The organism is Streptococcus sp. HMSC076C08 (assembly GCF_001810825.1).
Lineage (GTDB): Bacteria > Bacillota > Bacilli > Lactobacillales > Streptococcaceae > Streptococcus.
The window spans coordinates 61,365-74,374 of the sequence record NZ_KV802734.1 but is presented as its reverse complement, the minus strand read 5'-3'; the positions used below and the strand labels follow the sequence as shown (position 1 = coordinate 74,374).

Genomic DNA, 13,010 nt, shown 5'->3' with positions numbered 1-13,010 from the left:
ATAGCCATCTCCATTGGTACGAGGTTTAGCCGTATAGACACGCATCACGATAAAGATTTTATCCGCAACTTTTTTCTGCAAGTCTGCTAAGCGACGAGCATATTCAAGCACGGCTTCTTCATTGTCTGAAGAGCAAGGTCCCATCACCAAAAGGATTCGGTCGTCCTCACCCGAGATGATGGCTGCCAACTCTCTATCGCGGGCTTCTTTCTTTCGCAAGGCTTCAGGTGACAACTGGGTCGCAGCCTTGATTGCTTCAATATCAATTTCTTGACCTTTTTCGATAAATGCCATCTTACTCTCCTAGCGTTTGGTAAATTTCGCGAACAAGTGCTTCTGTGTTGTCCCATCCGAGACACGGATCTGTAATGGACTTACCAAAAACCTCTGGCTCATTTTGACGTCCATCTTCTAGATAGGACTCAATCATAAAACCACGAACATATTTCTTGATCTTCTCATTCCAGTCACGGTTAATCAAGGTCTGACGAACGATACGGATTTGATCCATGTACTGCTTGCCTGAATTGTCATGATTGGTATCGATGATGATAAAGGGATTTTCCAAGCCCATCTTTTCATACTGATCAATGGTATCCATCAAATTGTCATAGTAGTAGTTAGGAATATTTTTCCCGTATTCGTTCAATGCTCCGCGAAGAATGGCGTGGGACAATGGATTCCCCGTTGTTTCCACCTCTTTACCGAGGAAAAGGAAACTCTGTTTATTTTGCGCTGCGTAAATCCCATTAAACATAACATTGAGATTTCCAGATGTTGGATTTTTAAATCCTGTTGAAAAGTCTGCTCCACTCGCTACAAAACGATGCTGTTGATCCTCTACAGAACGAGCTCCAACAGCCATATAAGAAATCAAATCATCCACCAGCGGAAGATTTTCAGGATAAAGCATCTCATCAGCTGTTGTTATTCCCGTCTCGGTAATCACACGATAGTGTAGTTGACGAACAGCCTTGATTCCATTGATCAAGCTAGGAGCTTCTGTCGCATTCGGTTGATGAATCAAGCCCTTATAGCCATCTCCATTGGTACGAGGTTTAGCTGTATAGACACGCATGACCATAAAAATACGGTCTTTGACCTCTTCTTGCAAAGCAGATAGACGCTTGGCATACTCGAGAACCGCCTCTTCGTTATCAGATGAACATGGTCCAATCACCAAGAGAATACGCTGGTCTTCCCCACGGATGATGGCTTCCAATTCCTGATCACGTTGATTTTTTCTCGCAAGAGCCGCTCCCTCTAATTTAGACAAGGCGCGAACTTCTTCAATGTTAATTTTAGGACTTTTAGCTTTAAATACCATGATTCATCTCCTTATAAAGCAAACGGACACCAAGCAAAAAATGATTTTTACCAGGTATCCGCCTGTATCTTATCTCATATTATTGTCTCTTACCATGACAGTTCTTGAATTTCTTACCTGATCCACATGGGCATTGGTCGTTTCGTCCGATTTGGCTCAAGTCCAAATCTTCTGGAAGGCTTGCCTGCTGCGCTGCAATATTACGAGTCGCAGTTGTACTGATATTGTGTTCAGTTTGCGGACGTTCTTGTTCATGGATTTGTGCTTTCATCATCAAGCGGGTCACATCGAATTCAATCGATCCAATCATGTCGTTAAACATGCGGAAACCTTCTGCTTGATATTCTACAACAGGGTTGTTTTGGGCATATCCACGAAGACCAACAGCATTTCGCAACTGGTCAAGGGCATCGATATGGTCTGTCCACTTGTTGTCTACAACACGTAGAATCAAGACTTTTTGGAATTCTTTCACTGCATCTTCGTCACGAAGCTTAGCAACTTGGCTGTCATAGACTTTCAAGGCACGTTGGAAAAGTTCATCTTTGATAGCTTGGTCTGACAGACCTGCAAGATCTGAACGGCTAATTGAATCTTCTGGAAGTAAGTTATACTTAGCAAAGTTCAAGATTGCTTCCAATTTTTCATCTTCTTTCGAACGAGCATGTGCATCCACGATACGTCCAATGGTACGACGGATCATAGCATGGATTTCTGGTGCCAAGTCACGATCTGCAGTAATGACATCATAGCGTTGCGCATAGATAATCTCACGTTGTTCACGCATAACATCATCGTATTGAAGGACTTGTTTACGAGTGTCGTAGTTGTTTCCTTCGACACGTTTTTGAGCTGCTTCAACTTGACGCGTTAACATGCGAGATTCGATGGCTTCATCAGACATGTTGAGTCGTTCAAAGACACCTTTCAAACGTTCTGAACCGAAACGTTTCATCAAATCATCTTCAAGAGACAAGTAGAATTGTGACTCACCTGGGTCTCCTTGACGCCCTGAACGTCCACGAAGCTGATTATCAATACGGCGACTTTCGTGACGCTCTGTACCGATAACACAAAGTCCACCAAGCTCACGAACCCCTTCACCAAGTTTAATGTCGGTACCACGACCGGCCATGTTGGTTGCGATGGTAACCGCGCCACGTTGACCAGCGTTCATGATGATTTGCGCTTCTCTGTAGTGGTTCTTCGCATTCAAGACTTCGTGAGGAACACCTGCTGCTACCAATTTCTTAGAAAGAAAGTCACTCGTTTCAACGGCAACTGTACCTACCAAGACCGGCTGACCTTTTTGGTAACGAGCTTTTACATCTTCAACTACAGCATTAAATTTTGCATCAAGACTTGCATAGAGAAGGTCTGAGTGGTCGATACGTTGGATTGGACGGTTGGTTGGGATTGGAATAACACGAATGTTGTAAATTTCGCGGAATTCTTCTTCTTCTGTTTTACCAGTACCTGTCATCCCTGCCAATTTCTTATACATACGGAAGAGGTTTTGGTAGGTAATAGAAGCTGAAGTCTTAGTCTCATCTTGGATTGGCACACCTTCTTTTGCTTCAATCGCTTGGTGCAAACCATCAGAGTAACGACGACCTTCCATGGTACGACCTGTAAATTGGTCAACGATCAAGATTTCCTGCTCTTCACTAACCACATAGTCGATATCGAGAATCATGATATAGTTAGCACGGAGAGCATTGTCGATAAAGTGAGTAAGAGCTACATTTTCAATGTCGTAGAGATTTTCTAGTTTGAAGTAGCTTTCAGCCTTGTCAATACCAGAATCTGACAAACCGATCGTCTTAGACTGAACGTCAATGATATAGTCATCCTGATCCAAGGATTTCACGAAGTGGTCCGCCATATGGTAGAGTTGGCTTGTTTCAACTGCGTTGGCACCTGAAACGATCAATGGTGTACGCGCTTCGTCGATCAAAATCGAGTCAACCTCATCGACCAAGGCATAGTTGAGTGGACGTTGTACCATGTTTTCTGCACGAACGACCATGTTGTCACGAAGGTAGTCGAAACCAATCTCTGAGTTGGTTGAGTAGGTAATATCGCAAAGGTATGCCTCTTTTTTCTCCATTGGAGATTTAGCTGCCAAGTTGATCCCTACTGACAAACCGAGCCATGAGTACAATTCACCCATTTCAGTCGCGTCACGTTCTGTTAGGTATTCATTGACTGTAACTACGTGAACCCCTTTACCTGCAAGGGCATTGAGGTACACTGGCATAGTCGCTGTCAAGGTCTTCCCTTCACCAGTACGCATCTCTGGAACGTCACCATGGTGAAGAACGATTCCCCCCATGACCTGAACCTTATAAGGGAAGAGCCCAAGGACACGTTTTGCAGCTTCACGAACTACTGCAAAAGCCTCATATAGCAATGAATCAAGGGATTCACCCTTGTTGTATCGCTCTTTAAATTCGTCAGTTTTCGCTTTTAGTTCTTCGTCTGACATTGCAGCCATTTGGCTCTCATAGTTAAGAACCTTATCAGCCATCTTTTCCAGACGACGAAGTTCTCCTTTATCATTTTCAATAATCGTTTTTAAAATATTAGCCATGATTTTCCTTACTTTTTATTCTGAATATTTTAGAATGTTCTTTTAATTTTAGCATATTTACCATTATTTTTCAAGAAAGAATCCTTAATTTACAACGGAAAAGGCCAGCTGAAATTCAGTTTTTTTTGCATCAATCTTCTGTGGCTACCTTTTTGTTTTTTGTTCGAGATGCATGCTTGATGATCCAAGCACAACTTGGACTTAGCTCCTCCTTTTGCCAAGTTTGAAGTATCTTTTCAAACTTATCAGGATCTTCCTTATACAAATCATTTAGATTATTGGCTACACTTTTTTGAATAGACTTATCTCTATCATCCTTTAGATTGGTCAAAATAGTGGTGAAATCCTCAAAATAATCCAACACCACGGTTTGTCTCTTAGCCCAAGGTAGACGGATACGCATGCACTCGCTAGCAAGTCTACGAACGCGTAAATTTTCATCCTGACTCCATTCTATCAGCAAGGCCATTGTAGCCTTAGGATAGCTAGCCAGTAAGGGTCTCATGGAAAATTCTCCCGTAAACCGCTTGGTTAGTTCCTTACTAAAAGCCGCGCTCAATTCAAATTCCTTGTCTCCGTATAGCTCTACATATTTGCCGATGGGCCAAAGCCAATAACCTTCCGAAAACATGCCTAAACCACCCTCTAGCTCAGGACCTAAAATTTCCTCAAAAACCTTGAGAGAGTCCTGATAAGATAGGGGGAGACATTCTTTGATACTTTTAGCCAAGAGTTCTTGACGCTGGCTAAACTCCAAATTTTCCAAGTCTTTTTCTAGCAAGAGCCTAAATTTTTGTCCATCAAAGGCAGGGGACGCTTCTTGCAACCGTCGACTCAAATCCCTAGCATAAGCCAAGTCATAATAATCCTTTACTTTTTTCGCCATTTTTAAATTCCTTAATCTTCTGTTTACGGAACTTATTATATCATACAGATCGCCCGTCAACAAAATCATTTTCAATTCTCAAACTATTTTGTCAAGAAAGTAAAAAGGACTAGAAGCTCGTCTAGTCCATCAATTTTTAATGTTTAATTTCCCAAAAATGCTGGCAATAAGCCAAAGTACAAAAAGAGATTAATCCAGAAGGCCAAGCAAAAGATGATGCCAAAGATAAGAAGACTGATTTTTTTAATCAGCACCGAGTATAGGATGGATAAAACTCCAAAAACCACAAAGAGTTTTTTCATAACGAAATAATATACTGAAACTCCTCCTATTTGCCAATTCCAAGGAAGAAAAAATATGAGGAACCAGAGAAAGCAAATCGTAAGGATATATCTCTTGTAGTGCGCTTCAAGAAAGGCTTTTGTTTTTTCCATAGCAAACCTCCATTTGAGTCACTGTATCTTCCCTTTTATTATACCAAAAAAACCTGGAAAAAGCTTTCCAGGTTCGGGTTTGAAATCACTAGTCATGCTAGAGAAATTCCTTTATTCATAGGCTGATTCACATTATTGACTTGATGAAGATGTTCCGAAATCGACCTTAGGAACTGTCTTAGCTTCTTCTGTTTCTTTGAAGGTTTCAGCTTCTTTAAAGTTCATCATATTCGCAAAGAGCACGGTTGGAAAACTTCTCAACTTTTGATTGTACTCAGCTGCGACTTTATTATAATCCTTGCGTGCTACAAAGATACGATTTTCACTTCCTGAAAGTTCCACCATTAGTTGCTCAACATTTTGATTGCTCTTGAGTTCTGGATAATTCTCCGTCAAGGAAATCAAGCGGGAAAGAGCAGAGCTCAATTCTCCCTGAGCCTTTTGGTTTTCTTCCGAAGTTACTGAGCTACTACCGATTTTAGCTCTAGCATCCGCAATCTTGGTAAAGACTTCGGTTTCATGATTCATTTGTCCTTTAACGGACTCCACCAAGTTACCAATCAAGTCCGAACGACGTTGGAGGGCTGTCGAGACATCGGCCTGAGCCTGCTCCACTTTAGTCTGTTCACCAACTAGACCATTATAGGTCGTCACTGCGGAACAACTTCCCAGAACTAGTAGTCCAAAGAAAATCGCTACTATTGAGAGAATTACTTTATTTTGTTTCATATCAAAACCTTAACACTTTCTTTTATCAACTTTTCTGAGAAAATACTCAGATTTTAAATCAATTTCCCAAACTTTGTTTTTATTTTTAATTAAGGAGTGAACTCTTGCAAAGGAGTCACCTTACTGTATGGAGAAATCGGTTTGAGCAATATATGATCACTCACCAGTCATCAGACGAACCACCGCCATCAAAGCCACCGCCGTCCCAGCCTCCAGATGAATCGGAGCCCGAGTCAGACCAAGAAGAACCTGAGTCAGACCAAGAGGATCCTGAGTCTGATGAGTCGCCGCCCCACCAGCCACCGCCAGAATCATCTCCACGTGAACCACGACCACCAAATAGAAATCCGATAATCATCACGATGAAGTAAATGAGAACTCCAAATACGATAACTCCGTCACTCGAACTGCTTTTTCGATGACGTCTCGAAGAACTACTCTCACCAGCATACCTTTCAAGTTCCCTTAAGCGACTAGAGTTGGTAGTATAGTCGTAACTACTTTTAGAACTTGAAGCAGTCGTACTCGATCCACTATAGAACATGTAGTTGAGATTATTGACTATTGAGAGAACACCCTTGTTATAGTCACCATTTTTAAAGTAAGGACGTGCTGTTGTCAAGAACCTGTGAGTCTGATAGTCAGTGATCTTACTGGCCACATTATTACTGGTTTCAATCCGTGATTTTCTATCTTGGACTGCTACTACAATCAAGACACCGTGCTTGTCTCCCGAGTAGCCAATCTTCCAAGCCCTAGCTGTTTCATTGGCTACAGTCTCGATTGTTTCTCCATCTAGGCTTTTCACAACGTAAACACCCATCTGGAATTTTTCTGATTTTTTACTATTGACATTATTCAATTCCCGAATCTGACTTATAGTCTCATCCGTTAAATAATGATCCGGGTCATAGATCCCGTACTCTGGTTTTTCAGGTGCTGTGAATGCTGACAAGAAGAGAAAGACCATCAGCAACCCAAGCAAGCGAACCAACAAACTATGTTTAAATAATCTGCTTTTTTTCATAATAACCTCCCTGATAAAGGAAAATTGATTTAAGGAATTATAGCATTTTGATTTTTACAAAGAAAGTGCATTTTCATTACAAATAGATTACAAAAGCTAGGAAAATGATTGAAATTTGATGACATATTCTCCTCCAATTTGGCAGGTTCTTTTCTCCCCTTTTAGTATAGAAAAAAGAAGACTATGAAGTCTTCTTTTAGTTTATTTTTGTAGAAAAACAAGCATGGTTTACTTTCGTTTTCTCGCGATCAAGTGAATCGGTGTTCCCTCAAAGACAAAGGCCTTTCGGATTTGATTTTCCAAGAAACGCAAGTAAGAGAAGTGCATGAGTTCTTCTTCATTGACAAAGATGACAAAGGTTGGTGGCTTGGTTGCAACTTGGGTAGCGTAGAAAATCTTGAGGCGTTTTCCTTTGTCTGTCGGTGTTGGGTTGATAGCAATGGCATCCATAATGACATCATTCAAGACTGCTGATGGAATCCGTGTGTTTTGACTCTCGCTAATTTGCTTGATCATATCAGGCAGTTTATGGAGACGTTGCTTGGTAAGAGCGGATACAAAGACAATCGGTGCATAAGGCAGATATTGGAACTGCTCACGGATATCTTCTTCCCATTTCTTCATGGTGTGGTTGTCTTTTTCAAGAGTATCCCACTTGTTGACCACGATAATCATCCCTTTACCGGCTTCATGGGCAAAACCTGCGATACGCTTGTCGTACTCACGGATACCTTCTTCGGCATTGAGGACCATCAAGACCACGTCAGAACGGTCAATGGCACGCATGGCACGCATGACAGAGTATTTCTCCGTATTTTCATAGACTTTACCAGACTTACGCATACCAGCTGTATCAATCATGGTAAACTCTTGTCCATCCGTATCTGTAAAGTGGGTATCAATGGCGTCACGCGTTGTTCCAGATACTGGACTAGCAATCACGCGGTCTTCTCCCAAAATAGCGTTAATCAAACTTGATTTTCCAACGTTAGGACGGCCAATCAAGCTAAATTTAATCACGTCTGGATTTTCTTCTTCAACTTCGTGTGGTAGATTTTCCACAATAGCATCCAGCACATCACCCGTACCAATACCGTGGACAGACGAAATTGGCAGGGGTTCGCCCAATCCTAGCGCATAGAAATCAAAGATATCATTTCGCATTTCAGGGTTGTCAACCTTGTTAACGGCAAGGATAACAGGTTTATGGGTTTTATAGAGTTTACGGGCTACGTACTCATCCGCATCTGTAATTCCTTCTTTCCCAGACACTACAAAGACGATGACATCCGCTTCTTCCATAGCGATTTCTGCCTGGTGCTTGATTTGTTCCATAAAGGGAGCATCGACATCGTCAATCCCTCCCGTATCAATCATACTAAAGGAACGATTGAGCCACTCACCCGTTGCATAGATACGGTCACGTGTCACACCCTCGACATCTTCTACGATTGAGATCCGCTCACCAGCGATCCGATTAAATAGGGTTGATTTCCCAACATTGGGACGTCCCACAATGGCAATAGTTGGTAAGGCCATGTTTTCTCACTTTCTACAATAACTTTTTCTGTTCTAGATTCTTCCGAGTTGAACTAGGTTCGGCTTGACCAAACTGCTCTGCCAAACGTTGACTCCAAGAGGTCGTCGCACGCGCACCAGCATAGTCTGCCTGAACTATGTCATAGTCCAAAATCGCTGCTACAGGCTGTTCTTGGTATTCTTCTTCAAATACCACTTGGCTCAAAGGTAATCTTGGTTTGACATCATGTTGTTGATCTGGCACACCGATGGCAATCCCAAAAACGGGGTAGGTATAGTCAGGCAAATTAAAAAGCTCTGCCACTTCTTCCGACTTGTAACGGACCAAACCGATAATCACACCACCATATCCCAGACTCTCAGCCGCAAGCAAGGTATTTTGCCCAGCAAGCGCAGCATCCACAGATGTGATGAGGAGACCTTCCACTCCTTGGGGTTGGAAAGTGTCCGTATGAAGGTTTACTCCCTTTTCAGCTCTGTTCAAGTCACCAACAAAAAGCAAAAAGGCAGCCGACTGGCGAATGGCTTCCTGGGGAACCAATTCATATAAAGCATCTTTCTTCTCTTGGCTGCGTACAAGAATCACAGAGTAGGATTGGAAATTTTTCCAAGAAGACGCCATTTGAGCAGCAGTCAAGATTTCATTTAAGTGCTCTTGAGAAATCTCTTGCTCCTTAAAGCGACGAACTGAAGTATGAGCTTTCATCAGTTTAATGGTTTCCGTCATCGGCGATTCTCTCCTTCTAGTCTTGTCTCCTCAGCCAAATAACGGATTCGTTCCATAACCCGTCTAGCTTCCCAAGTCTCATCATTTCCATTCTTTCCTTTGGCAAAATGTTTTTCCAAATCTTGGAAATTAAAGTTGGAAGTAAAGAAGGTCGGCAAATCTTCCTGCATGCGGTACTGAAGAATGACTTGAAGAATCTCATCACGCACCCAAGGTGTCGACTGCTCTGCACCAATATCATCCAAGACCAATACTTCTGCTAATTTGATCTCATCCACCAAGGTCTTCACTGATCCTTCACCGATGGCATTTTTCACATCAATGACAAAGCTTGGATAGTGGAGAATCGTCGTTGATGCTCCACGTTTTTCAGATAGGTCATGAGCTAAGGCCGCCATCATGAAACTCTTACCGACACCAAAATCTCCGTAAAGATAGAGACCTTTTCGGATACTAGGGTAAAGGTCAACAAAGGCATAGAGTCTCTCAAAAATCGGTAATCGTCCTAGATCATCCAGGTCAATCTGAGCCAACTTCGCTTTCTTGAGACTGGCTGGTAGATTGATCAATTTGAGACGATTCTTAATTGCAGCCTCTTTTTCTGCCGCGATTAGTTCTGGTGTTTCTTCATAAGACACATCCGCATAACCGTGATTCATAACCAAGATAGGCTTGTAGCCACGCGCTATATAGTCCGCATCCCCACGAAGAAACTTGTCACGTTCTGTGATATATTGGTTGAACTTGGAGATGCTACGATTCAACTCCTCTGGACTGAGGGATTCTTTCTGGATAAAAGCCGCCACATCTGGGTCTTTCATAATCTGCTGGACTAAGTCCTGATACTGAAAACGACTTGTCTGACGTTTGATAACGTCACCCACACTTTCCATCTAGTCTCCTCCTTCTTCTAATCGGGCTAACATTTCTTGTTTTTTACGTTCTAGTTCCAGACGAGTTTCCTCGCTGGTTTGATTTTTATATTCTGGATTGCTCCACTTGGGAACATTTGTCTTAGTCGAGCTAGTTTTCAATTTTTTGTCTTCTTGGCCTTTTTGCTGACGCTCTCGAATCCGAAGCACAGCTTCTTCTGCTGTCCGAATTTTTTGATAAGCATAGTCATTGGCGACCTTCATGGCATATTTCTCATTGACATTGGCCGAATCAACCTTGTTAAAGGTTAGAAGCAAGACGATATTGATGACTTCATCCAACAAGCCTAAAGACGCCATCTGGTGAAGGAGTTCTCTTTCACTTTGGGTGATGTTCCCCTTACGCGTTTGCTTGATTTCGGCTAAAAAGTGCAGGGGAGTTTTATTTTTGGCTTCCCTGATAATGGTCATTTCTTTGGGGCTAAAGTCAGAAGTAGCTGGTTTTTGTGCTATCTTTTCACGCATGCGTTTGACAGAAATAACCTGAGCTACAGCTGTCGCCTTAGCTAATTGATAGGTTTCAAACCAGGTCCATTTTTTTTCATCTGCAATGGCGAACAATTCCAAAACATCCGCCTGCTCGTCTTCAAAACGCAAGCCATCTCGAGCCATCAGACGCTGGAAATGTTCCAAGTCAAAATCGTTTTTTAACTTGCTTTTAGACTCGCTTGGGGTCACTTCTTCAGTCAGGGTTGGAAAGACTTGGCTCAAAGAAACAGAGAGTGCTTCTCCCTCACTTGGAGCCTGCTTCATGGAAGCGACTGCAGTATCCCCAATCTTTTTCTCTAATAATCTGCTATAGACAGAATGGCTTAGAAATTCTTGACTGGAAAGGGGAGAATGAAGCTGCAATTCATAAGTTTCCCCCTTCTGATAAAGGGTCAACAAATCCAAAGCAGATAAGACTTTAAAGGATTGGAGCAAGGTCGGCATGCCGAAGTTTAAGTGATTGAGGATGTGGGAAAAGAGATGCTCCTTTTGCCCACCATCCCAAAAGGTAATGGTATATAGATAGAGGCTCAGTGCCTCCTGACCGATAATCGGGAGGTAGCACTGCACCAGAGAAGAGGTATCTTGCGACACCCGATTATTCTTTAGAAAAGAAAAACGGTCATTTGGCTTCATCTATTTTTCCTTTTTCTTTTTTGAGGACTGGGTGATCTGCTGGAGCAGACTCTCCAACTCACTCACATCCTTAAAGCTACGGTAAACACTGGCAAAACGAACATAGGTAATCTCATCCAGCTCCGCCAATTCTTCCATGACTAAAGACCCAATATATTCGCTTTGGATCTCATTCTCACTGCGACTACGGAGTTTTTGCTCGATACGATTGACCACCATGTTGATTTCATCACTTGACACAGGACGCTTCTGGGCTGAGCGGATAATCCCATTAAAGATTTTATCTCTCGAAAACTGTTCTCGCGTACCGTCTTTTTTGACGACGACCAGCGTTCTTTCTTCTACTCGTTCATAGGTTGTAAAACGATGCTGACACTCGTCGCACTCACGTCTTCGACGGATGGTATTTCCTTCTTCGGCTTGTCGACTATCAACAACACTAGACTTGGTAGCCCCACATTTTGGACAACGCATGCATTTCCCTCCTTGTCGTTTTCTTTTCATTATACCATTTTTTGAGCAATTCCCAAAACAATTCTTATTTTTACTTGACAAGTTTTTTGTTTTATTGTATTATTTTATTAGAACAACGAAGACAAAGAAAGGAGACTATGATGTCCTGGTCATTTGATAATACAAAACCGATTTATTTACAGATTATGGAAAAAATCAAACTACAGATTGTTTCCCATGAACTGGAACCCAATCAACAGCTCCCAACCGTGAGAGATTTGGCGAGCGAGGCTGGGGTCAATCCTAATACCATTCAGCGCGCCTTGTCTGACCTCGAACGTGAAGGATTTGTATACAGCAAGCGGACAACTGGTCGATTTGTCACCGAGGATTTAGACCTCATCCTTCAGTCTCGCAAACAACTTTCCGAGGAGCAGCTACAACAATTCGTCTCTTGCATGCTTCAATTTGGCTACAAAAAAGAAGAACTGCCAAATGTATTAAGCGACTATATTAAAGGAGTTTAAAACTATGACACTACTAGCACTTGAAAATGTAACAAAATCATATGGAGCAACCGCGGCACTTGACAATATCTCACTAGAGATCTCAGCCGGAAAAATTGTCGGGCTCCTTGGACCAAACGGATCCGGAAAAACAACCCTAATCAAACTGATCAATGGCCTCCTTCAACCAAATAAAGGACGTGTCCTCATTAACGGACAGGATCCAAGTCCTGCTACCAAGGCGATCGTCTCCTACCTGCCAGACACAACCTACCTCAATGAAGAGATGAAGGTTAAGGATGCTCTAACCTATTTTAAAACCTTCTATCAGGATTTCAATTTCGAAAGAGCCCAACACCTTTTAGCCGATCTCGGTATTGATGAAAACAGTCGCCTCAAGAAACTATCAAAAGGGAACAAGGAAAAGGTCCAACTCATCCTGGTTATGAGTCGTGAAGCCCGCCTCTACGTTCTGGACGAACCAATCGGAGGCGTGGATCCAGCTGCCCGTGATTATATCCTCAATACCATCATCAACAACTATTCCCCAACCTCTACGGTACTGATTTCAACCCACTTGATTTCAGATATTGAACCAATCTTGGATGAGATCATCTTCCTCAAAGACGGAAAAGTCGTCCGCCAAGGAAATGTTGATGATATTCGTTACGAGTCAGGTGAATCAATTGACCAGCTCTTCCGCCAGGAATTTAAAGCCTAAGCAAAGGAGAT

General features: G+C 42.4%; 13 protein-coding genes and 1 pseudogene. 2 read left to right on the top strand and 12 right to left on the bottom strand.

Annotated elements, in window-relative coordinates; translation table 11 throughout:
• The 12 genes and pseudogenes from HMPREF2766_RS05535 to nrdR form a co-directional block, all read right to left on the bottom strand.
• Positions 1-294, bottom strand: a pseudogene (locus HMPREF2766_RS05535) (3-deoxy-7-phosphoheptulonate synthase); the annotation flags it as partial.
• Position 295: 1 nt separating this feature from the next.
• The gene (locus HMPREF2766_RS05530; protein WP_070568337.1) at positions 296-1,327 is read right to left on the bottom strand and encodes a 3-deoxy-7-phosphoheptulonate synthase; all 1,032 of its coding nucleotides are present in this window, start codon (positions 1,325-1,327) and stop codon (positions 296-298) included.
• Positions 1,328-1,406: 79 nt separating this feature from the next.
• On the bottom strand, positions 1,407-3,920 hold the full coding sequence (gene secA / locus HMPREF2766_RS05525) for a preprotein translocase subunit SecA (RefSeq protein ID WP_070568334.1): 2,514 nt from the start codon (positions 3,918-3,920) through the stop codon (positions 1,407-1,409).
• Positions 3,921-4,050: 130 nt separating this feature from the next.
• Positions 4,051-4,806, bottom strand: coding sequence for a DNA alkylation repair protein (locus tag HMPREF2766_RS05520; RefSeq protein ID WP_070568331.1), 756 nt, complete (start codon positions 4,804-4,806; stop codon positions 4,051-4,053).
• Between the two features lie 143 nt (positions 4,807-4,949).
• Positions 4,950-5,240 (bottom strand): hypothetical protein, encoded by a 291-nt coding sequence (locus tag HMPREF2766_RS10340; RefSeq protein ID WP_070568329.1) that lies wholly within the window; start codon positions 5,238-5,240, stop codon positions 4,950-4,952.
• A gap of 132 nt (positions 5,241-5,372) precedes the next feature.
• Positions 5,373-5,969, bottom strand: coding sequence for a LemA family protein (locus tag HMPREF2766_RS05510; RefSeq protein ID WP_000812473.1), 597 nt, complete (start codon positions 5,967-5,969; stop codon positions 5,373-5,375).
• Between the two features lie 160 nt (positions 5,970-6,129).
• Positions 6,130-6,996, bottom strand: a complete 867-nt coding sequence (locus tag HMPREF2766_RS05505; protein ID WP_070568326.1) for a TPM domain-containing protein — start codon at positions 6,994-6,996, stop codon at positions 6,130-6,132.
• 228 nt (positions 6,997-7,224) lie between these two features.
• Positions 7,225-8,535, bottom strand: a complete 1,311-nt coding sequence (gene der / locus HMPREF2766_RS05500) for a ribosome biogenesis GTPase Der (RefSeq protein WP_070568323.1) — start codon at positions 8,533-8,535, stop codon at positions 7,225-7,227.
• A gap of 13 nt (positions 8,536-8,548) precedes the next feature.
• Positions 8,549-9,262 carry an NADPH-dependent oxidoreductase gene (locus HMPREF2766_RS05495; protein ID WP_070568320.1) on the bottom strand — a complete coding sequence of 238 codons (714 nt, stop codon included), beginning with the start codon at positions 9,260-9,262 and terminating at the stop codon, positions 8,549-8,551.
• Positions 9,259-10,155 (bottom strand): primosomal protein DnaI, encoded by an 897-nt coding sequence (gene dnaI / locus HMPREF2766_RS05490; RefSeq protein ID WP_000446485.1) that lies wholly within the window; start codon positions 10,153-10,155, stop codon positions 9,259-9,261. Before dnaI ends, HMPREF2766_RS05495 begins: the two co-directional genes overlap by 4 nt.
• Positions 10,156-11,319, bottom strand: coding sequence for a DnaD domain protein (locus tag HMPREF2766_RS05485; protein WP_070568317.1), 1,164 nt, complete (start codon positions 11,317-11,319; stop codon positions 10,156-10,158).
• The gene (gene nrdR / locus HMPREF2766_RS05480; RefSeq protein ID WP_001203678.1) at positions 11,320-11,793 is read right to left on the bottom strand and encodes a transcriptional regulator NrdR; all 474 of its coding nucleotides are present in this window, start codon (positions 11,791-11,793) and stop codon (positions 11,320-11,322) included.
• Positions 11,794-11,933: 140 nt separating this feature from the next.
• On the opposite strand from nrdR, the gene HMPREF2766_RS05475 reads away from it, so the two are divergent.
• Complete coding sequence (locus HMPREF2766_RS05475; protein ID WP_000119117.1) at positions 11,934-12,299, top strand: GntR family transcriptional regulator; 366 nt, start codon at positions 11,934-11,936, stop codon at positions 12,297-12,299.
• 4 nt (positions 12,300-12,303) lie between these two features.
• The gene (locus tag HMPREF2766_RS05470) at positions 12,304-12,999 is read left to right on the top strand and encodes an ABC transporter ATP-binding protein (protein WP_065371347.1); all 696 of its coding nucleotides are present in this window, start codon (positions 12,304-12,306) and stop codon (positions 12,997-12,999) included.
• Positions 13,000-13,010 lie beyond the last annotated feature (11 nt).

Bases quoted from the DNA above. Each gene is read 5' to 3' on its own strand.
- HMPREF2766_RS05530 (WP_070568337.1), bottom strand. From the start codon at position 1,327: ATGGTATTTAAAGCTAAAAGTCCTAAAATTAACATTGAAGAAGTTCGC.
- secA (WP_070568334.1), bottom strand. From the start codon at position 3,920: ATGGCTAATATTTTAAAAACGATTATTGAAAATGATAAAGGAGAACTT.
- HMPREF2766_RS05520 (WP_070568331.1), bottom strand. From the start codon at position 4,806: ATGGCGAAAAAAGTAAAGGATTATTATGACTTGGCTTATGCTAGGGAT.
- HMPREF2766_RS10340 (WP_070568329.1), bottom strand. From the start codon at position 5,240: ATGGAAAAAACAAAAGCCTTTCTTGAAGCGCACTACAAGAGATATATC.
- HMPREF2766_RS05510 (WP_000812473.1), bottom strand. From the start codon at position 5,969: ATGAAACAAAATAAAGTAATTCTCTCAATAGTAGCGATTTTCTTTGGA.
- HMPREF2766_RS05505 (WP_070568326.1), bottom strand. From the start codon at position 6,996: ATGAAAAAAAGCAGATTATTTAAACATAGTTTGTTGGTTCGCTTGCTT.
- der (WP_070568323.1), bottom strand. From the start codon at position 8,535: ATGGCCTTACCAACTATTGCCATTGTGGGACGTCCCAATGTTGGGAAA.
- HMPREF2766_RS05495 (WP_070568320.1), bottom strand. From the start codon at position 9,262: ATGACGGAAACCATTAAACTGATGAAAGCTCATACTTCAGTTCGTCGC.
- dnaI (WP_000446485.1), bottom strand. From the start codon at position 10,155: ATGGAAAGTGTGGGTGACGTTATCAAACGTCAGACAAGTCGTTTTCAG.
- HMPREF2766_RS05485 (WP_070568317.1), bottom strand. From the start codon at position 11,319: ATGAAGCCAAATGACCGTTTTTCTTTTCTAAAGAATAATCGGGTGTCG.
- nrdR (WP_001203678.1), bottom strand. From the start codon at position 11,793: ATGCGTTGTCCAAAATGTGGGGCTACCAAGTCTAGTGTTGTTGATAGT.
- HMPREF2766_RS05475 (WP_000119117.1), top strand. From the start codon at position 11,934: ATGTCCTGGTCATTTGATAATACAAAACCGATTTATTTACAGATTATG.
- HMPREF2766_RS05470 (WP_065371347.1), top strand. From the start codon at position 12,304: ATGACACTACTAGCACTTGAAAATGTAACAAAATCATATGGAGCAACC.